Genomic DNA, 19,715 nt, shown 5'->3' on the forward strand with positions numbered 1-19,715 from the left:
TTCGGCCGGAAGGCGCTGGGCTAGCATCACAGCCAAATCGGCACAAAATCCCAGGGGGACCGTTGACCGCCACCGATATCGAACCAACCGAAATATCGAAGTGGGATCCCGGCCTCACCGAACGCGTGATCGGATGGCTCCGTCCACTGATCAAGGGCTACCACCGCGCGGAGGTCCGCGGGCTGGAGACCTTCCCGTCGGGCGGCGCCCTGGTGGTGTCCAACCACTCGGGTGGGCTGTTCCCGATGGATGTTCCGGTTTTCGCCACCGGGTTCTACGAAAAGTTCGGCTATGACCGGCCGGTCTACACGCTGAGCCACGACGTCTTACACACCGGTCCCACCGCCGACTTCTTCATCCGGGCCGGCTTCATCCGCGCCAACCACGAGAACGCCGACGAGGCGCTGCGGTCCGGTGGCGTGGTGGTGGTGTTCCCCGGCGGTGACTACGACGTCTACCGGCCCACCCTGTCGGAGAACACCATCGATTTCGACGGGCGCACCGGGTATGTGCGCGCGGCGATCAACGCCGGGGTGCCGATCGTTCCCGCGGTGGCCGTCGGCGGACAGGAAAGCCAGCTTTACCTGTCGCGTGGCACGTGGCTGGCCAAGGCGCTGCGGTTGGACAAGCTGATGCGAGTGAAGATCCTGCCGATCTCGGTCGGCTTTCCGTTCGGGCTTTCCGCAGTGGTGCCACCCAACCTGCCGCTGCCGACCAAGATCGTCATGCAGGTGCTCGAGCCGATCCACATAACCGCCCAGTTCGGTGAGGAGCCCGACGTCGACGAGGTCGACGCCCACGTCCGCCATGTCATGCAAAAGGCGCTCGACAAGTTGGCCAAAGCGCGCCGCCTCCCGATCATCGGCTAGTACCGGTGGCACCGTTCGGCCTGTTGGCCAGCATGGTCCGCGCAGGAATCATCGCACCCCTGCGACCTGACAAGTACCTGCGAATCACCGCAGCTGTCGCCCGCGAAGGCCTCACCGTCACAAGCGGATTCGCGATGTCGGCGCAGCGCTGTCCCAACCGCGCCGCCTTGATCGACGAGTTGGGGACGCTGACCTACCGCGAGCTCGACCGGCGCGGCGACGCGTTGGCGGCGGCCTTGCAGGCGCTGCCCGCCGGGCCGCCGGCGGTAGTCGGGATCATGTGCCGCAACCACCGCGGCTTTGTCGAGACGTTGGTGGCGGCCAACCGGATCGGCGCCGACGTGTTGCTGCTCAACACCTCGTTCGCCGGGCCGGCGCTGGCCGAGGTGGTCGACCGCGAGGGCGTGGACGCGGTGATCTACGACGAGGAGTTCACCGATTCGGTGGACCGCGCACTGCTCGACCGACCCAACACCGTCCGCATCGTCGCCTGGACCGAGCAACCACACGACCTCACCGTTGAGAAGCTCATCGCCACCCACGCCGGCCGCCGCCCCACCAAGCCGGGACGCAAGGGCAAGCTGATTCTGCTGACCTCCGGGACCACCGGAAACCCCAAGGGCGCCAAGCATTCCGGCGGCGGTGCCAACGAACTGAAGGCGATCCTGGATCGGGTGCCGTGGCACACCGAGGAGACGATCGTGGTGGTCGCGCCGATGTTTCACGCCTGGGGCTTTTCCCAGTTGGTGTTCGCCGCCTCACTGGGCTGCACGGTGGTGACGCGGCGCAAATTCGACCCCGAAGCCACTCTCGAACTCATCGACCGTCACCAGGCCGCCGGCTTGTCCGTGGTGCCGGTGATGTTCGACCGGATCATGGACTTGCCCGACGACGTGCGGCGGAAGTACAGCGGACGCTCGCTGCGATTCGCCACCGCGTCGGGCTCACGGATGCGCCCCGACGTGGTCACCCGATTCATGGACGAATTCGGCGACGTGATCTACAACAACTACAACGCCACCGAGGCGGGCATGATCGCCACCGCCACCCCCGAGGACCTACGGGCCGCCCCCGACACCGCCGGCAAGCCCGCCGTCGGAACCGAGATCCGCATCCTCGACAGCGAATTCCGCGAGGTGCCCACCGGCGAGGTCGGCCAGATTTTCGTGCGTAACACCAACCGCTTCGACGGCTATACCTCCGGTACGACCAAGGACTTTCACGAGGGCTTCATGGCATCCGGCGATGTCGGCCGGCTCGACGAGGCCGGCCGACTCTACGTGGTCGGGCGCGACGACGAGATGATCGTCTCCGGCGGCGAGAACGTCTACCCCATCGAGGTGGAGAAGACGCTGATGACCCATCCCGACGTCGCTGAGGCCGCGGTGCTCGGAGTCGACGACGAGCAGTACGGCCAGCGCTTGGCGGCGTTCGTCGTGCTTGCGGGGTCGGCAACCCCTGAGGCCCTCAAGCAGCATGTCCGCGACAATCTGGCCAATTACAAAGTGCCGCGCGAGATCGTCGTGCTTTCGGAGTTGCCGCGCAGCAGTACCGGCAAGATCGCCCGGCGCGATCTGCTGGCTCGGCTCGATTAGTTGACTGACGGTGGCCTACGCGCCGAACGTGAAGCCATTGCGAAAAAATCACGGAAAACTCGCAACAGTTTCACGCTCGGCGCAAAGAGCTCAGGCTTGCGCCATCGCGATCTCGACCACGGTGAGCTTCTCGGAAAGCCCTGCGGCCCGCCGTATTTCGATGAGCTCCTCGATCATGGCATCGGTCACCTCGTGCGGGTCCTCGACGGTCGTGCCGTCGGCCAGCACCGAAATGTTGAGCTGGTCGACGTAGCTCCACACGGTGATGTTCAGTCCGCTGCCGGCGGTCAACGGGCCCACCGAATAGATCTCGGTGACCAGCGCGCCGCCGACGCGGCCACGCTCGCGCGGTCCGGGAACGTTGGAGATGTTGAGGTTGAGCACCTTGTTCTGTCCGTCGCGGCCGGCCAGCCATCGGAAGAGCGACTCTGCGGGGGCCGGCGGAAAGTACGCCGCCCACCGGCTGATCAGTTCCGGACCGATGAGTTGGTGGCTTTCCTTGGCGGACACCGCGAAATCGTGCGAGAGCCGTACCCGCTCCAGCGGATCGTCGACGTCGACGGGTAGCGCCACCAGTACACCGCTGAAACGGTTTCCCGAGATCCGGTCCGGTGAGAAATCGAAACTCATCGGCACCGAGGCCAATAGCGGATGGTCGGCCTTGCCGTCATAGTGCAGCGACAGTTTGCGCAACGCACCGCTGGACAGGGCCAGCACCAGGTCGTTGATCGTGACGCCGAGCGCCTTGCCAGTCTCCTTGATGTCGGACAATGCCAGGGTGGCGGTGGCGAATGTGCGCTGCGGCGTGAGCATGTGGTTCATGAAGCTCGGCGGCGGGGTAAACGGCCGGGTCAACTCTGGTGACAGTTTGCGTGAACTGCGGCGCACCCGACTGACCCCCTCGGCGGTGTAGCGGACGGTCGCCGGGATCCGCCCGAGGTGACGCAGGTGATCACCGAACGCCGATCGCACCAGCTCGCCCGCCGACGGCGCAGGGTCGGGCGTAAACCGGCTGCGTCCGGTCTGCGGACCGGACGCCAAATCCATGCCGCGCGCCAGCAGGTTCGCCGCGGCGACCCCATCGGCGAGCGCGTGGTGAATCTTGCCGACCACCGCGATGCGGTCGTCGGCCAGGCCCTCGACGAAATACATCTCCCACAACGGGCGGCTGCGGTCCAGCGGCGTGCTGGCGATCTCGCCGATCGCCTCGTCGAGCTCACGGCGACCACCCGGCGCGGGCAGCCGCCACGGACGGATGTGGTAGGTCAGGTCTACTTCGCAGCTTTCCCGCCACATCGGGTGGTGGAATTTCATCGGAATGTCGACGAGCTGGTAGCAGAACGGTTCCAGCTTGTAGAGCCGGCTGTGGATGACCCGGCGGAACGTGTCGATATCGAAGTCCCGACGCTCGGCGTCCAGTTCGATCACCGCGACCTTGAGGGTGTGCATGTGCACATTCGGCGTCTCGCTGTACAGCAGCACCGCGTCCCAGCCGCTGAGCCTCTTCACCGCCCCACCTCCCTGTGCAGGCGACCTTACAGTCGGCCGGTGTTCAGATGACCTCTTTGGCTCCGATCAGCGCATGGTTGCGGTGGACTTGGTTGAGGAACAGTCCGATGGTGGTGGCCATCGCGCCGGTGCGGGCGCCGTCGGTCAGGTCGAAGCCATGGCCGGCGCCGGGCAGCTCCACGTAGCTGACCACCGAGCGGGACACCGCTCGAAGCCGCTCGACGAAGCTGCGCGCCTGCGCCACCGGGATCACCGTGTCGTTGCTGCCGTGAATCACCAGGAACGGCGGGGCATCCGGATGCACCCGGGCGATCGGCGAGGCCTTGCGGAACACGTCGGGATGACGGTCGATGCGCCGGTTGACCACCACCCGCTCCAGAAAATCGACGAACCGGACCCGCTCGGCGGTCGAGCGGTCCTCCCAGTCGTAGCGGCCATAAACCCCGACCACCGCGTCGACCGCGGTGTCGGAGCCCGGCGCCAATTCAGCCTGCAGCTCAGGGTCGTTGCCGGTCAGCCCGGCCAACGCAGACAGATGGCCACCGGCCGAAGAACCCGCTACCGCAACGAAATTGCGGTCGCCGCCGAATTTGTCGACATTGGCGCGTGCCCATGCGATCGCGGATTTGACATCGGTGATGTGGCTCGGCCAGCGGTGGTGCGGCGCGACCCGATAGTCGATCGACAGGCATACCCAGCCCAATTCGGCCAGGTGCGACATCAGCGCGTAGCCCTGCAGGGTGCGGCTCCCGTGCACCCAAGCCCCGCCGGGCACAAAGATCAGCACCGGCGCGGGTCGGGCCGGCAAGTCTTTACGACGCCACACGTCGAGCAGTTGGGCCGGGTGTTCCCCGTACCGGACACCGGCGCGGTAGAGGTGACGTCGGTGCCGTAGCGCTTGCCACACCGGCGGAGTTCGTTCGGGTTGGGGCCATTCGATGTCCAGGTCTTTCGCGGACACGATGCCGCGCAGCGCGGCGGTGGAGACCGCCTGCGTTTGGTCGCGGTCACGTTTGCGGATTTCCACCACGCCCGGAGTAAGCCACGCCTTGGCGGTCGTGGAGAGGAATTCCGGCAGCACCCGGCAGCCCCAGACGCCCATCGCAGTCACACCGCCCAGCGGCTCCAGATGCCTGCCCACCACGGGTAACGACGTCGTTGCGACGCTCAGGGCCAGCATGTAGTCGGCAGGGCGGGCACGCAGCAACCATCTCGCGCGGCTAGCCATCGTCGGACCGGGATATCGGGTCGCAGGGCGCACCATCCCGGGAGCGTACCTCGCAAGGGGTCAGTCCAAACGGTGATCACCGCCGAGCCGTCGTCTTGGTGTCGTCGTCATACTGGTTCGATGCCGAGCACCGATTTCCACCCTGACCTCCGCAGAATCGCCCGCGTTGCGCCGCGAACACTGGTCACACCTCAGACGTTGCGCCTGGTCCGTGCGTTGTCGGGACTGATCCGGCGAGGCCGCGTCGACGGCGTCGAAGCACTCACCCTCGAGTCGGGTGCGGGTGTGCGGCTGTACCGACCGGTCGGGCTCACCCAGCAGGCGCCCGCGCTGCTGTGGATTCACGGCGGCGGCTACGTGATGGGCACCGCGCGGCAAGACGACCGGCTGTGCCGGCGGTTCAGCGATGAGCTGGGGATCACGGTCGCTTCGGTGGACTACCGGTTGGCACCCGAACATCCCTACCCGGTGCCGCTGGAGGACTGCTATTCGGCGTTGACCTGGCTGGCCCGGCTGCCGACGGTAGATCCGGCGCGGGTGGCGATCGGCGGCGCCAGCGCCGGCGGCGGGTTGGCGGCGGCGCTGGCACTGCTGGCGCGGGACCGCGGCGACGTCACGCCCAGCATGCAGGTGCTGGCCTATCCGATGCTCGATGATCGCAGCGTCAACAGCCCGAAGAACTGCAACTATCGGCTGTGGAGTCCCGACAGCAATCGGTTCGGCTGGGCCGCCTATCTCGGCGGCGCCGACCCGCAGGTCGCCGTTCCGGCACGCCGCGACGACCTGAGCGGGCTGGCTCCGGCCTGGATCGGCGTCGGCACGCACGACCTGTTCTACGACGAGGATCTGGCCTACGCGGAGCGCCTCCGCGCCGCCGGGGTGCCATGCGAGGTCGAGGAAATCGCCGGGGCGTTCCACGGCTTCGACCTGATAGCTCCGAACGCACAAGTGTCTAAGGCCTTTTTCGCCAGTCAGCGCGACGTCATGCGAGCATCCCTCTTTTGAGGCAGGCCCTTGGCGCGAGCGTGCGTGTCCCCGGCCGACACGCCGGGCCGAGAACCGTTTTTGCGCACGCTCGCGGCTCAGGAACGCGAGTAGACGATCTCGCCACCGATGATGGTGGCGGCGACGAGATCGGCGTCCAGCTCGGCCAGCGCGGCTTCGGGTGGGGCAGTCAGCAGGCACAAGTCGCCCGGCTGTCCCGGTTCGACGGTGCGCACGCGGGTGGGATGTTCGGGCCAGCCCAAAAACATCATCACCGCCCGTCGCTCCGGGATGCATTCGCCGGCGTTGAGCACAGCGCCGCTTTCGGTGGTGCGGTGTACCGCGGCACGCATGGCCGCCCACGGGTCACCATCGCCGAAGGGCATGTCTGTCGACAGCGCGACGGGGACACCGGCTAGCAGCAGCGACGCCACCCGCCACAGTTGGTGATGCTCGTCGGCGGGCACCTCGGCGAGGTACTGGTCGCCGCGCTCGGCGACGAAGTTGGGTTGGGTCACCACCGTCGCGCCGAGCTCAGCGAGATCGTCGAGGGCATCGGACGGCACCACCGCGGCGTGTTCGATGCGGTCACGTGGATGCGCGCCGGCCTGACGCAGCGCCGCGATCGTCACGATCAATTGGGCGGCCGTCACGCAGTGAACGGCGACCGGGGCGCCGGTGCGGTGCCGTTCGGCAATCCAGCGGGCCAGCTCGTCGAGGTCGAGGTTGTCGTCGCGCAGGATGCGTTTGCCCGGTGACAGGCAATGCACACGTTGACCCAGGATGCCCCGGCGATGCAACTCTTTCAGTTGCACGACATCCGCGATCTCGAGATCCGGTGTGGCGTCAGTGATTCCGGTAACGCCGTAGCGGCTCAACCGACGGCTGAGGTCAGCGAGATCGGTCTGCCGCCGGCTCAGCGCGTTCGACCAGACCGGGTCGGCGCTGCGCACCCGACCGTCGGGATGCTCGGACAGCCCGATGCGGGCCAGACCTGCCGAGTTGAGGATCCACAGCAGGCCGCTGCGGTGCTGTATCCGCAGCGGCACGCTCGGCGCCAGAGCATCGAGCGTCGTCCGGTCCAGCGGTCCGGCAACCGAGTCGTGGTAGCCCACGGCACGGATCCAACCGTCGTCACCGACTTCGGCGGTGGCCAGCGCGTCGGCGAGGGCTTGGCGGTCCCGCACTCGCGGCGGCCCAACGTGCACCGATGTCTCGGCTGCAGCGGCGGAGTGCAGGTGGACGTGGTGATCGTGTAGGCCGGGTAGCACGGTTCCGCCGCGTGCGTCGAAGACGTCTTCGCCGGGCAGCGGTGTGAGTTGTTCATCCACCTCGTTGATCGCAGCGCCGACCCGGATGTCGAGCATGGCGCCGTCCAGCCGGGTAGCTCCTCGAATTAGCATGGCGCACCGCTCTTTTCTCTGAGGATGCGCTGCACGGCGGCGTTGTCTGCGCCCAACGGCGATGCCGACGGCACCGGTGGCGGTGGCCGCGGAGGAGCGACGGGCGCCTCGCAGGCCGAGGGTGCTTGCGGCAGTGCGGCATACCGCGCGGCCACGCCGGCCATCGACACCTCGATCAGTTCCCCGCCGCCCCGGCGCAGTGACTGCGCCACCGCCCGCGCCGCCTCTAGGCCGCTGAGCGGGTCGGCGATGGCGTCGCCGCAAAACACCGGCCCGTCGGTGCCCACGCCGACGAGCCCACCGGCGACCGCGGCGTCGTCGCCGAACGCCGGCCGGTCCGGCTGTCCGGCATAACCACCGATGCGTAGCCAGACCCGGCCGGGCCGGGCGGGTATGTCGTCGACGCTGAGCCGGCGCCGTCGTAGCGCAGCCGGGCGTGAACCCTCGATCACGACGTCGGCCGCTGACAGCAGATCACGCAGCGCCGGCACGTCATTATCGAAATCGAGGCCATAGCACAGTTTTCCGAAGTTCATCCAATCGAAGAACGCCGGTTCTCCACGGCGGGTGCCATCGGGGCGGGCCAACGTTTCCACTTTGATAACGACGGCGCCGGCGCGAGCGAGCAACTGGGCGCACAGCGGTCCCGCCCACAGCGACGACAGGTCGGCGACCAGCAATCCGTCCGGCGCGCGTGGCGCGGTGCCGCTACCGATCGGCTGCACCGCCGGTCCCGTCGGCGCGGACTCGCTCAGTGCCGCTGCGGCGATATCCAGCAGCTGGGCGCGCGCGACAATAGCCTGCGCGGAACGTACTGCGGCCCAATCTGTTAACGCCGGCCACGGGTCGGCGGGAACCGCGTCAGTTTCCAGCAGCGCGGGCAACGCCTCGATGTCGTCGGCGCGAGGCAGTGCGATCGCACACCAGCCGTCGGCGGCGCACAGCAGCCGAGTCGCACCGCCCGCCGAGATGCGGCCCCGCCGGGTCAGCCCGAGCAGCGCCGCGCGGCCGGCCAATACGGCGGCGGCGTCAACCTCGACAGCAGTGAGTTCAGCGATGTCCGCGGTTACCCGACGGGCCTCGGCCAGCACCGCCGAACGGGAGAAGTCAGCTCGACCGTCAGGCTGACCGGTCAGCTGGGCCAGCCCGCTGCCGGCCCAGTCCGTCGAGGCCGAATCCACTTCCCCATTGTCCTTTTCCGCCACCAGCTGACGCAAAGGTGCCCCTGCGGGTCAGAACTGCAGCGCGGTAAACCGCCAATCCAGCACCTGGCGGTCGGCATCCGCTTCGCCCGCGGCGTAGACCACCGACCGCAGTCCCAGCATGCCACCATGATCGGTAGCTTCGGCGGATTCCACATGCAGCTCGCTGTACAGGGTGTCGCCCTCGTACACCGGACCGCTGTGGTCACAGGACTGCCAGCTCAACACGGTGACCAGGTTCGGCAGCAACCGGGTGGCCTGCGCCAAAGCCAGCCCAATCGTGTGCCCGCCGTATACCAGACGGCGCCCGCCGACACGCGAATCATGGTGTACCGCAGCAATATTCAGGGTCAGCCGGGCCAGTTCGGGCGCGCTGCTGACGACGTCGCCGCTGCTGCGCAGCGTCGTCCCGGCCATGGCGGGTTCGAAATGCGGGCCCGGGATGCGCCGGCGGAACACATCGCCGTTCCATTCGTCGGTGGCGGGCGGCGGCGGCGCCAGATCGGCGCCAATTGTGGACAGGTCGTCGGTGTGCTCCGCGGCGTTCGGTTCGGCCTCCGGACTCAACGGCAGCATGGCGCAGCGATAAAAGTCGAGGACCAAGCGGTCGGCCTGGTCGATGGTGGTCATCCGCAAGGCCACCAGCCCGGTGGGCGCCCGTCCGGGTTTGGCCGAGTTCTTCTTCAGACCCACGACCTCGGTGCGGGTGAACAAGCTGTCGCCGATGGCCGGAAAGCGGTAGAACACCAGCCCGCGATAGAACAAATTGGCCTTGACGTGCTGGGTCACCAATGTCGACTGCCCGATGGCGACGTCGCAGACCAGACCGGGGTGGGCCAGCGGTGTCGTCGACCCGGTGACGGCCAGCGACAATTCGGCATCCAGCGGCAACCGCAGCCGATCGCCCAGGATGCTCTGATGGACGGCGGCCGCTCCGGGGGTCAGCGTCATCGCGGGGGCGGCGGGAAACACCTGGCCGGCGTGCAGGTCGTCGAAGTACGGGCCGCCGGTCATCGGGTTTCCAGCCATGTCAGCATGGCCGTATGAACAGCGGGCTCAACGACGAAGAGGCGATGCTGGTCGACACGGTGCGGGAATTCGTCGACAAAGAGGTCAAGCCGACGGTGCGCGAAGTCGAGCATGCCAATGAGTATCCCGAAGCGTGGATCGAGCAGATGAAGCGCATCGGCATCTACGGTCTGGCCATCCCCGAGGAGTACGGCGGGTCCCCGGTGTCGATGCCGTGCTACGTGCTGGTCACCCAGGAGCTGGCGCGCGGCTGGATGAGCCTGGCCGGCGCGATGGGTGGGCACACCGTCGTCGCCAAGCTGCTCACCCAATTCGGCACCGAGGAACAGAAGCGCCGCTATCTGCCGGCGATGGCGACCGGCGAGCTTCGGGCCACGATGGCGCTCACTGAGCCGGGTGGCGGCTCGGATCTGCAGAACATGTCGACGGCCGCCCTGCGCGACGGGGACGAGCTGGTGATCAACGGGTCCAAGACCTGGATCAGCAACGCCCGCCGTTCGGGTCTCATCGCGTTGCTGTGTAAGACCGATCCACAAGCGACACCGCGCCACGCAGGTATCTCGGTGGTCCTTGTCGAACCGGGGCCGGGCCTGACGATTTCGCGGGATTTGCCCAAACTTGGCTACAAAGGTGTCGAAAGCTGCGAGCTGTCGTTTGACGGCTACCGCGTGCCGGCGGCAGCCGTACTCGGCAGCGCGCCGGGGCAGGGCTTTGCGCAGATGATGAAAGGCCTTGAAACCGGCCGCATTCAAGTGGCATCACGAGCACTGGGGGTGGCGTCCGCTGCGCTCGATGATGCGCTGGCTTATGCCCGGCAGCGGGAAAGCTTCGGCAAGCCGATCTGGAGACATCAGGCCGTCGGCAACTATCTGGCCGACATGGCTACCAAGCTCACCGCCGCGCGACAGCTCACGCGCTACGCCGCCGAGCGCTACGACAGCGGCGAGCGCTGTGACATGGAGGCCGGAATGGCCAAGCTGTTCGCCTCGGAGGTGGCGATGGAAATCGCCTTGAACGCTGTCCGCATTCATGGCGGTTACGGCTACTCCACCGAATACGACGTCGAGCGGTACTTTCGCGACGCGCCGCTGATGATTGTCGGCGAGGGCACCAACGAAATCCAGCGCAATGTCATTGCCGGACAGTTGGTTGCCCGCGGCGGGATCTAATTTTCGCGCCGAGCGGCCAGTTATGACACGGTTTTTCGCAGATTACGTGCGTCAACTGGCCACTCGGGCTGCTTTTCGCCGGGCTAGCCGACGGCGTCCACCAGCCCCCATGCCAGTGCTGTCACAGCATCGATTGTCTGCCCGGACAGCACCAAATACGCTGTGCGCCAACGTCCGATCCGGCGCGTGATGCTGACGGTGCCGCCCGCGCCGGGAATCAGGCCGAGGGCCAGCTCGGGCAGCCCGAATACCGAATCCGGTTGCGCTTCAACCCGACCGCAGAATGCCGCCATCTCCAATCCACTGCCCAGTACCTGACCGTGCACCTCGGCGCGGCAGCGCCGACCGAGCCGGCTGGTCAGCGCATCGAGCACTAGGGCGGGACTGTGGCGGGTGCGGGCCAGATGTGCGCTGGCCGGATCAGCGAAGGTGCCGAATTCCGCGAGGTCACCGCCGCTGCAAAACGACGGCCCATTTCCGGTGAGCACTACCTCGTCGACCGACGTGTCGTAGCGGGCGACGTCGAGCGCCTCGAGCAGCGCGGCGCGGGCGTCGGTGGAAAACGCGTTGTGGCGCGACGGCCGGTTGAAGGCGATGCGCAACGCATTGCCGTCGCGACCGGCCCGGACCGGGTCGGCAAGGTCAGGCATCCGGGCAGGCCCCCGTTCGGCAAGCCAGCGGGTGAACTCCGGACCGGACTGCAACGTGGAATAGGCCAGCGACTCGGTGACTACACCGGCCAACGTCGGACCGTCCGCGTCGACGGTTCGCAGTACGTCGTCGCATACCGCGGCGGCCAGCGGCCAGCGTTCCAGCCGCGCCGCGAGTTCGTTGACTGCAGCTTCGATTGACGGCACGGTGATCACTCGCCGGTCGCCGCAGGACTCCTCTGCCAGCGTGAAAGCCGCTTCGTCACTAGGGCTTTCGCTGTTGGTACCGATGACGATGCCGGCTGGCAACTCGACGAGCGTCACACCGAATACTTCTTGACCAGGTCGCCTTTGAACATTTTGCCGGTTTCGGTGCGCGGCAGCTGCGCCTCGAACGACAGCGAGCGCGGGCACTTGTAGTGCGACAGGCGATCTCGGAGCCAGGCCAGCAGCTCGTCGCCGAACTGGTCGGTGGCATCGGCTGGGTCGACGGTCTGCACCACCGCCTTGACGCTTTGACCCATCTCGTCGTCGGGAATGCCGAAGACCGCTGCGTCAAGGACTTTCGGATGGGTGACGAGCAGGTTCTCGGCTTCCTGCGGGTAGATGTTGACGCCGCCGGAGATGATCATGTGGTGACGTCGGTCGGTCAGGTATAGGTAGCCGTCGTCGTCGAGGTAACCGACGTCACCGACGGTCGCCCAACCGTGCTTGTCGCGTGACTTGGCCGTCTTGTCCGGGTCGTTGAGGTACTCGAAGGAGTTGCCGCCCTCGAAGTAGATTTCTCCGGGCTGATTCGGCGGCAACTCGTTGCCATTCTCGTCGAGGATGTGCACCACACACATCATCGGCTTGCCGACCGACCCGGGGCGAGCCAGCCATTCGTCGGCGCTGATCAGTGTCGAACCGTGCGCCTCGGAGGAGGCGTAGTACTCGTCGATGATCGGCCCCCACCAGTCGATCATCTGCTGCTTGATCTCCACTGGACAGGGCGCCGCCGCGTGCATCACGCGCTGCAGTGACGACATGTCGTACGAACTCCGCACAGCCACAGGCAGTTTCATCATGCGAGTGAAGTGCGCGGGTACGAACTGAGCGTGGGTGACCCGGTGGCGCTGGATGGCATCGAGGCAGCCTTCGGGATCGAATTTCTCCAGCACCACTGTGGTGATGCCGGCGGCTTGCGCGCTCATCGACCACACTGACGGGGCGGTGTGATATAGCGGCGCTGGACTCAGGTAGACGGATTCGGGCGTCATCCAGACCGACACCAGCATCGACATCATGCCGGGGGCCTCCGACGGCGGGACGTGCGGCAGTACGCGTTTGATGCCCTTGGGCCGACCCGTGGTGCCCGACGAGTACTGCAGCAGATCACCTTCGATCTCATCGGCGATCGGTGTATCCGGTTGATCGGCAACGCATTCCGGGTAGCGCTGCCAACCCTCGAGATCATCGTCGGCGATCAGCAGCAGGTCGGGCAGACCGTCCGGTAAGTGCTCGGCCAGGTTCTCACACGTCTTGCGCAGCGCGGCCGAGCCGATGATCGCCTTGGCGGCGCTGTTGTCGATGATGTACGCGGCCTCCGGCGCAGTCAGGTGGGTGTTGATCGGCACGTAGTACAGGCCGCTGCGCCGAGCCGCCCACATGATCGCGTGGAGGTGCTCGTTGTTCTCCATGAGGATCGCGACGACGTCGCCTTCGGCCAGACCGGCCCGACGGAAGTAGTGCGCCAGTCGATTGGCGCGGGCCTCCAGCTCGTCGAACGTGATGACCGTGCCGGACGGATGCAGGATGACAGCGGGTTTATGGGCGCCGACATGCTCGCGGATCTGCATGCGCAGACTGTACCGCCGTCAAACTTGACGGGTGTCAAGTGGTCGGTTGACGGCGATGCGCCACAAACCCCGCGAGCGTGCGCAAACCCGGCGACACGCTCGGCGTGTCGCCCGGGGACGCGCACGCTCGCGCAGGAAGGTGACTAGCCCAGCCGCTGCTTGAGCGCCTCGAACTCGTCTTTGACGCCGGTCGGCAACTTTTCGCCGACGAACTCGAACCACTCTTCGATCATCGGTAGTTCTTCGCGCCATTCATCCGCGTCGACCGCCAACGCCCGGTCCACATCGGCGGCGTCGACGTCGAGACCGTCGAGGTCCAGATCCTCAGCACTGGGCACGATGCCGATCGGGGTGTCCTGACCGCCGGCCTTGTGCTCGATGCGGTCCACGATCCACTTCAGCACCCGGCTGTTCTCGCCGAAGCCCGGCCACAGGAACTTGCCGTCATCGCCGCGGCGGAACCAGTTCACGAAGAACACCTTCGGCATCTTGGACTCGTCGGAGTTCTTGCCGATGTCGATCCAGTGCTGGAAGTAGTCGCCGACGTGGTAGCCGCAAAACGGCAGCATCGCCATCGGGTCGCGGCGCACGGTGCCCACCTTGCCCTCGGCGGCCGCGGTCTGCTCGCTGCCCATGGTCGCACCCATGAACACCCCGTGCTGCCAGTCCCGCGCCTGGGTGACCAGCGGCACCGTGGTCTTGCGGCGTGCCCCGAACAAGATGCCCGAGATCGGCACGCCCTGCGGGTCGTCCCATTCCGGCGCCAGGATCGGGCACTGCGACATCGGGGTGCAGTACCGCGAGTTCGGGTGGGCGGCTTTGGTTTCCGTCTCGCGGATGATCCAGTCCTGGCCCTTCCAGTCGATCAGGTGATCCGGCTCGCCCTCCAGGCCCTCCCACCACACGTCACCGTCGTCGGTGAGCGCGACGTTGGTGTACACGGTGTTGCCCGCCTCGAGCGTGCGCATCGCGTTGGGATTGGACTTCCAGTTGGTGCCGGGGGCAACCCCGAAGAAGCCGTACTCCGGATTGACCGCATACAGCCGGCCGTCCTTGCCGAACCGCATCCAGGCGATGTCGTCCCCGAGCGTTTCGGCGCGCCAGCCGGGAATCGTGGGCTGCAGCATCGCCAGGTTGGTCTTACCGCACGCCGACGGGAACGCGGCGGCGAAGTAGTACGCCTTGTTCTCCGGCGAGATCAGCTTGAGGATCAGCATGTGCTCGGCCAGCCAGCCCTCGTCGTGGGCCATCGCCGAGGCAATCCGCAGCGAGTAGCACTTCTTGCCCAGCAGCGCATTGCCGCCATACCCGGAGCCGTAGCTCCAAATTTCGCGGGTCTCCGGGAAGTGGGTGATGTATTTGGTGTCATTGCACGGCCACGGCACATCTTTTTGCCCCGGCTCCAGCGGCGCTCCGACCGAGTGCAGCGCCTTGACGAAAAACCCGTCGTCGCCGAGTTTTTCCAGCGCGGCGGTGCCCATGCGGGTCATCACCTTCATCGAGACGACGACGTACTCGGAGTCGGTGATCTCCACCCCGAGCTTGGGGTCGTCGGCGCCGAGCGGGCCCATGCAGAACGGCACCACCCACATGGTGCGACCGCGCATACAACCGCGGTAGAGGTCGGTCATGATCGAGCGCATCTCGGCCGGGTCCATCCAGTTGTTGGTCGGCCCCGCACCGCTTTCCTGCTCGGTGCAGATGAAGGTCCGGGATTCGACGCGCGCCACATCGGCCGGATCGGACAGCGCCAGGTAGGAGTTGGGCCGCTTCTCCGGGTTGAGCCGCTTGAAGGTGCCCGCCTCGACCAGTTGCTCGGCCAGCCGCAGCCACTCCTCGTCGGAGCCGTCGGCGAACACCACCCGCTCGGGCTCGGTGAGCTCGGCGACCTCGGCCACCCAGGACAGCAGACCCTGGTGGTTTGTCGGCGCGGTATCCAGACCGGGAATGGTCGCTGAGGTCATCGAAATCTCCTGCACTCTTCTGCGTTGATGTTGCGCAGCTGGTTTGCGGTAGTCCTTAATACAGGTTATCGCGGGCCGTATACCCAAAATGGCGCGGGCGTGTATCAGCTAGCTCACGGGAACGATTCAGATCGCCTCATCTGCCACAGCTGTGGGCACGGACACCGTCTCCGCCGGCATCTGATGCGGGTCACCCAGTTCGTCGCGGATGGCTTCAAGCGCGGCCCGCAGCGTCGGCATTTCCCGGTCCCGCAGGGCGGCGGCCCTCGCCGCGACGACGGCATGCTCGCGCAGTTCGGCGTCGATGCCGCCGATCTGATCGGCCAGCCGCGCACCTTCCGCCTCGTCGTGCTTACTGAGCGCGGCGCTCAGCGCGGATTCGGCAGCCACGACCCGGGTAGCGACCAACTGCTCGACCCCGGACCGCAGCGAACCCGTCGCCTCGCCGATCCAGCGGTCGAGCACCGCGCGATCGGCCAGCAGGCCACGAGTGCCCACCACCAGAACCGTTACCGCCAGTCCGACCACCACACAGCCGACGGCGCTGGCGGCGGTCAGGCCCGGAGCCAAGTCGACCAGCAGCCGGCTCAGCGTCAGCGCCACCCCCAACCCGAAGCCGGCGCCCAACAGCAGCATCAGCCGGGTTTCCAGCCGCCGCGACTTCAACGGCGGCGCCGGTATGTCGATCTCGGGCAGCGCACCGGGCGGCGGTTCCACGGCCAGCTTCAGCACGTGCGCCACATCGGCCAGATGCGTCGTGATGCCCTCGTCAACTTCGGTAACCACCTCTTCGATGCGGCCGCGGGCATAGGCCTCGAACTCGGGCAGTTTGCGCCGGGTCAGCCCGGCCGCATCCTCCTGCAGTTCGGAACGCACCGACGCGCAGCGGTTGCGGGCGAAATAGGCCAGCTGGACGCGGGCCTGTTGAGTCTGGCTGCGCAGCGCGATGCTGCGCTCGGATTTGGTCAGCCGCCGTTCCCGCAGCAGCGTGTTGCGCTGCTCGCGCAGGTTGTCGACGCGCGCGCGCCGACCCGCGCCGTCGACCTCCCGGTCATACCGGCGGGCGACCGTCTGTAACCGGGATTCCCAGGCCCGCAACCGGTTTCGTCGCGCGATATCCGACGCGGCAAGTTGCTCGTCGACCGCGGCAACCAGCTCGTCAACGCGTGCAGCACCGCATTCCGGCGCGGCGGCCGCTCCCACCCAAGGCACCCGGCGGTAGCGCGGCGCGTGCTTCGCCAACGCGTCGCGGTTGCCGGCCAGCGTCTCGCGCCAGTTGCGGTGCCGGTCGATCTTGGACACCACGGCGATCACGACGTCGGCGTCGGCCGCCGCGGCATCAAGCAGTGCACAGTCGGATCCGGTCAACGCGGCGGCCGCGGACACCACGAACACCACGGCCGTGGGCGCCTCCCCCGCCGTCAGGTCCGCGGACTCGACAAATGTGTGCCGAGGCAACCGTTGGCGCAGCGCGGCGAGCACGCCGCTGACGCCGGCGAGCCACGGACCGGTGACCAGCACGGCATCACGGCGCTGAACGACAGGTGCGGTCAGCCGTGGACCGATGGCATTCACCAATGCATCCACCTCGACAACCGGGTCGCGGGTCATAAGCGCCCAGCCTGCGACCACAGCCGCAACGACCCCTTGGCGATGTCCGCGCCACAGGCGCGGTGCAGGCTCGTCACCGGCCCCCGGCCGTACCGTTGCCAGCGCACCGCGCGCTGCAGATGCGCTGCGGGGCTGTCGCACCGGTCGACGTGCAGTCCGGCCGCCTCGATGACATCGGCTGCGGCGGCCATCCGGGCGATCACCGTCTCATCGCGGGCCAAAAACGCAGCAACCGACGAGTCGGTGACGGCCATCGCTGCCAGGCCGGCGATGGCGTCGAGCAGCCGCTGATACCGCACCTCGGCGCCGGCGGCCGTGATGGCGCCGACGACGGTGTCGATGCGGCTCAGCCGGCGCAGGCTGGCCTGGACCGACGCCGTGGGTGCTCCGGAGTTGAGGGCGGCGGTCGCCCGGATGACGCCGAAGAGGTCGAGCGTGTCCAGCAGCCGCCGCCGAACCTGCATCGGCAGCGGGTGGGCGGCGGCCAGGAAACTGTCCGCAGAACCCACGTCGGCCGGCTCGCTGGCCAACAGCCGCAGCGCGGCCCACATCGTGTCGTCCAGCAGGCCGTCGAGTACGGCGACGGCCAGCACTGCCACCATGGGCTCGACAGGTACTCCCAGCGCAGCGGTGGGTCCGGCTGCGATGTCGGCCTTGTTCAACACCGCCAGCAGCGGCCGGCGCGTGGCCGCGACGGCGGCGCGATCCTCGGGTTTGACCACTTCGGCGATGACGTAGACCTGTAGGTCCGCATCATCCTGCGACTGTGTCACCGCGATACCGGCGCGGGTGAGGGCCCGCGCGACAGTCCGGCGACCCACACCGCGGCGCCCGCAGACAACTACTCGCACCGGCGCGTTGAGCCGCTCGGCGATTCCCGCGCAGCGTTCGTCGTCGGTCTGGGCGGTGTATCGCGCCAGCTCGTCGACGAAATCCCGGTACCGCTGTCCGATCATGTCCGCCTGCTACATCAGATTGTCTGGTTGCTCGCCGGTTACCCGGCCTGCCATTCTGGCCGCGCGGGGGTGAGGAACCGGCGAGCAGGACCTATCGAATGGTGGCATCTGCCTCGCCGGCCCGCGAGCCACCCGCCAGCGTAAAAGGCAACTGTTGGGTATCAATCTGCACCACGGGCGGCTACCTGATGGGTTTATGGGTAACCATGGACAAATGCATGCACAGCCCGGGGTAGAGGCACGCCCCGATACGGCGGTGTCAGCGCAGCGCACGACCGGCAACTATCCCCGCACGACCAGTTTTCGCACCCGGCGTTCGGCCCTCAGCAACGCCCAGCAGCGGACCTGGGAGCGGCTCTGGCCGGAACTCGGCATGGCCGCCCGCGGCCCAGACGGCCCGGCCGCACAACTGGACGTCGGCGCCTGGTTCGGACGTGAAGCCCCGGTGGTTCTGGAGATCGGTTGCGGCACTGGGACTTCCACGCTGGCGATGGCACAGGCCGAGCCGGACGTCGATGTGATCGCAGTCGAGGTGTACCGCCGTGGCTTGGCGCAGCTGTTGAGTGCCATCGAACGCGAGAACGTCACCAACATCCGATTGATCCGCGGAGACGCCGTCGACGTGCTCGACCATCTCATTGCCCCTGCCGCGCTCACCGGGGTGCGGGTGTTCTTCCCGGATCCGTGGCCTAAGGCCCGCCACCACAAGCGCCGGCTGCTGCAACCGGCCACTGTGGCCCTGATCACCGATCGACTGCGTTCGGGCGGCGTGTTGCACGCCGCGACCGACCACGCCGGCTACGCCGAGCAGATCGCCGAGGTCGGCGACGCCGAACCACGGCTGCACCGGCTGAGTCCCGACGCCCCGGGACTGCCGATCTCGGTTGTTCGGCCGATCACCAAATACGAGACCAAGGCCCGCGACGTCGGCAGCGCCGTGACCGAGTTGCTCTGGGAAAGACGCCAACCATGAGCGTGACGGAACAAGCCGGCACCCAGACACCTGATCCGGCCACACCGGGCGGTGACATCGGCGGCGTGGCACCGGCCGCATCGCGGGTGCTGCTGGTGTGGGATGCACCCAACCTGGACATGGGCCTGGGGTCCATCTTGGGCCGCCGGCCCACTGCACTGGAACGGCCCCGTTTCGACGCGCTCGGCCGTTGGTTACTCTCCCGCACCGCCGATGTGACCGCCGGCGGTCAGGACGGCTCGGCTGAACCCGAAGCCACCGTCTTCACCAATATCGCGCCGGGCAGCGCCGAAGTGGTCCGGCCATGGGTCGATGCGCTGCGCAACGTGGGGTTCGCCGTCTTCGCCAAGCCGAAGATCGACGAGGACAGCGACGTCGACAGCGACATGCTCCACCACATTGCGCAGCGCCGCGGCGAGGGGCTGGCGGCACTGATGGTGGCCTCCGCGGACGGCCAAGCCTTCCGCCAGCCGCTGGAAGAGATCGCCCGCGACGGGGTTCCGGTTCAAGTGCTCGGATTTCGCGAACATGCGAGTTGGGCGTTAGCGTCGGATACCTTGGAGTTCGTCGACCTGGAGGACATACCTGGTGTTTTCCGGGAGTCGCTACCGCGAATCGGACTGGATTCGCTGCCTGAACAGGGAGCGTGGCTGCAGCCGTTCCGGCCGCTGTCGTCGCTATTGACCTCGCGTGTGTGACAACTCAAAAGCAATGCGCGGGTCGCCACAGATCCAG

The 19,715-nt window shown here is 67.1% G+C and carries 16 protein-coding genes; 6 read left to right on the plus strand and 10 right to left on the minus strand.

From position 1 onward, the window contains the following. Positions 1 to 62: 62 nt before the first annotated feature. Positions 63 to 869 carry a 1-acyl-sn-glycerol-3-phosphate acyltransferase gene (locus AC5Y49_RS13925; protein ID WP_499887853.1) on the plus strand — a complete coding sequence of 269 codons (807 nt, stop codon included), beginning with the start codon at positions 63 to 65 and terminating at the stop codon, positions 867 to 869. Positions 870 to 874: 5 nt separating this feature from the next. Beyond that, positions 875 to 2,464, plus strand: coding sequence for an acyl-CoA ligase FadD12 (gene fadD12, locus AC5Y49_RS13930; RefSeq protein WP_499887855.1), 1,590 nt, complete (start codon positions 875 to 877; stop codon positions 2,462 to 2,464). A gap of 90 nt (positions 2,465 to 2,554) precedes the next feature. Here fadD12 and AC5Y49_RS13935 read toward each other — a convergent pair whose 3' ends face one another. Together AC5Y49_RS13935 and AC5Y49_RS13940 are read right to left on the minus strand one after the other, a co-directional pair. Continuing rightward, complete coding sequence (locus AC5Y49_RS13935; protein WP_499887857.1) at positions 2,555 to 3,973, minus strand: WS/DGAT/MGAT family O-acyltransferase; 1,419 nt, start codon at positions 3,971 to 3,973, stop codon at positions 2,555 to 2,557. 43 nt (positions 3,974 to 4,016) lie between these two features. Beyond that, on the minus strand, positions 4,017 to 5,201 hold the full coding sequence (locus tag AC5Y49_RS13940; RefSeq protein ID WP_499888026.1) for an alpha/beta hydrolase fold domain-containing protein: 1,185 nt from the start codon (positions 5,199 to 5,201) through the stop codon (positions 4,017 to 4,019). A 120-nt stretch (positions 5,202 to 5,321) separates the two neighbouring features. On the opposite strand from AC5Y49_RS13940, the gene AC5Y49_RS13945 reads away from it, so the two are divergent. After that, positions 5,322 to 6,206, plus strand: a complete 885-nt coding sequence (locus tag AC5Y49_RS13945; protein ID WP_499887859.1) for an alpha/beta hydrolase — start codon at positions 5,322 to 5,324, stop codon at positions 6,204 to 6,206. A gap of 77 nt (positions 6,207 to 6,283) precedes the next feature. Here AC5Y49_RS13945 and AC5Y49_RS13950 read toward each other — a convergent pair whose 3' ends face one another. From AC5Y49_RS13950 to AC5Y49_RS13960, 3 genes are read right to left on the minus strand one after another with little or no spacing between them, the layout of a single operon-like run. Further along, positions 6,284 to 7,588, minus strand: coding sequence for an amidohydrolase family protein (locus tag AC5Y49_RS13950; RefSeq protein ID WP_499887860.1), 1,305 nt, complete (start codon positions 7,586 to 7,588; stop codon positions 6,284 to 6,286). Beyond that, a complete protein-coding gene (locus AC5Y49_RS13955) occupies positions 7,582 to 8,769 on the minus strand; it encodes a CoA transferase (protein ID WP_499887862.1) in 1,188 nt (395 codons plus the stop codon). Before AC5Y49_RS13955 ends, AC5Y49_RS13950 begins: the two co-directional genes overlap by 7 nt. Before the next feature lie 51 nt (positions 8,770 to 8,820). Beyond that, positions 8,821 to 9,804 (minus strand): MaoC family dehydratase, encoded by a 984-nt coding sequence (locus AC5Y49_RS13960; protein WP_499888028.1) that lies wholly within the window; start codon positions 9,802 to 9,804, stop codon positions 8,821 to 8,823. Positions 9,805 to 9,833: 29 nt separating this feature from the next. Here AC5Y49_RS13960 and AC5Y49_RS13965 point away from each other — a divergent pair, with 29 nt between their 5' ends. Beyond that, positions 9,834 to 10,988, plus strand: a complete 1,155-nt coding sequence (locus AC5Y49_RS13965) for an acyl-CoA dehydrogenase family protein (protein WP_499887864.1) — start codon at positions 9,834 to 9,836, stop codon at positions 10,986 to 10,988. A gap of 83 nt (positions 10,989 to 11,071) precedes the next feature. Here AC5Y49_RS13965 and AC5Y49_RS13970 read toward each other — a convergent pair whose 3' ends face one another. The 5 genes from AC5Y49_RS13970 to AC5Y49_RS13990 form a co-directional block, all read right to left on the minus strand. Then, the gene (locus AC5Y49_RS13970; RefSeq protein ID WP_499888029.1) at positions 11,072 to 11,947 is read right to left on the minus strand and encodes an enoyl-CoA hydratase/isomerase family protein; all 876 of its coding nucleotides are present in this window, start codon (positions 11,945 to 11,947) and stop codon (positions 11,072 to 11,074) included. A gap of 11 nt (positions 11,948 to 11,958) precedes the next feature. Further along, on the minus strand, positions 11,959 to 13,476 hold the full coding sequence (gene fadD4 / locus AC5Y49_RS13975; RefSeq protein WP_499887865.1) for a fatty-acid--CoA ligase FadD4: 1,518 nt from the start codon (positions 13,474 to 13,476) through the stop codon (positions 11,959 to 11,961). Between the two features lie 143 nt (positions 13,477 to 13,619). Next, positions 13,620 to 15,440, minus strand: a complete 1,821-nt coding sequence (locus tag AC5Y49_RS13980; protein WP_499887866.1) for a phosphoenolpyruvate carboxykinase (GTP) — start codon at positions 15,438 to 15,440, stop codon at positions 13,620 to 13,622. A 126-nt stretch (positions 15,441 to 15,566) separates the two neighbouring features. Then, positions 15,567 to 17,051: a hypothetical protein gene (locus AC5Y49_RS13985; protein ID WP_499887868.1), complete on the minus strand. Its 1,485-nt coding sequence runs from the start codon at positions 17,049 to 17,051 to the stop codon at positions 15,567 to 15,569. After that, the gene (locus AC5Y49_RS13990) at positions 17,048 to 18,007 is read right to left on the minus strand and encodes a hypothetical protein (protein WP_499887870.1); all 960 of its coding nucleotides are present in this window, start codon (positions 18,005 to 18,007) and stop codon (positions 17,048 to 17,050) included. The genes AC5Y49_RS13985 and AC5Y49_RS13990 overlap by 4 nt, the downstream gene beginning before the upstream one ends. 196 nt (positions 18,008 to 18,203) lie before the next feature. Between AC5Y49_RS13990 and trmB the strand changes: the two genes are divergently transcribed. Beyond that, positions 18,204 to 18,980, plus strand: coding sequence for a tRNA (guanosine(46)-N7)-methyltransferase TrmB (trmB, locus tag AC5Y49_RS13995; protein ID WP_499888031.1), 777 nt, complete (start codon positions 18,204 to 18,206; stop codon positions 18,978 to 18,980). Further along, complete coding sequence (locus AC5Y49_RS14000) at positions 18,977 to 19,678, plus strand: NYN domain-containing protein (protein WP_499887872.1); 702 nt, start codon at positions 18,977 to 18,979, stop codon at positions 19,676 to 19,678. Before trmB ends, AC5Y49_RS14000 begins: the two co-directional genes overlap by 4 nt. Positions 19,679 to 19,715 lie beyond the last annotated feature (37 nt).

The sequence above is a fragment of the Mycobacterium sp. NGS62 genome, from assembly GCF_059812285.1.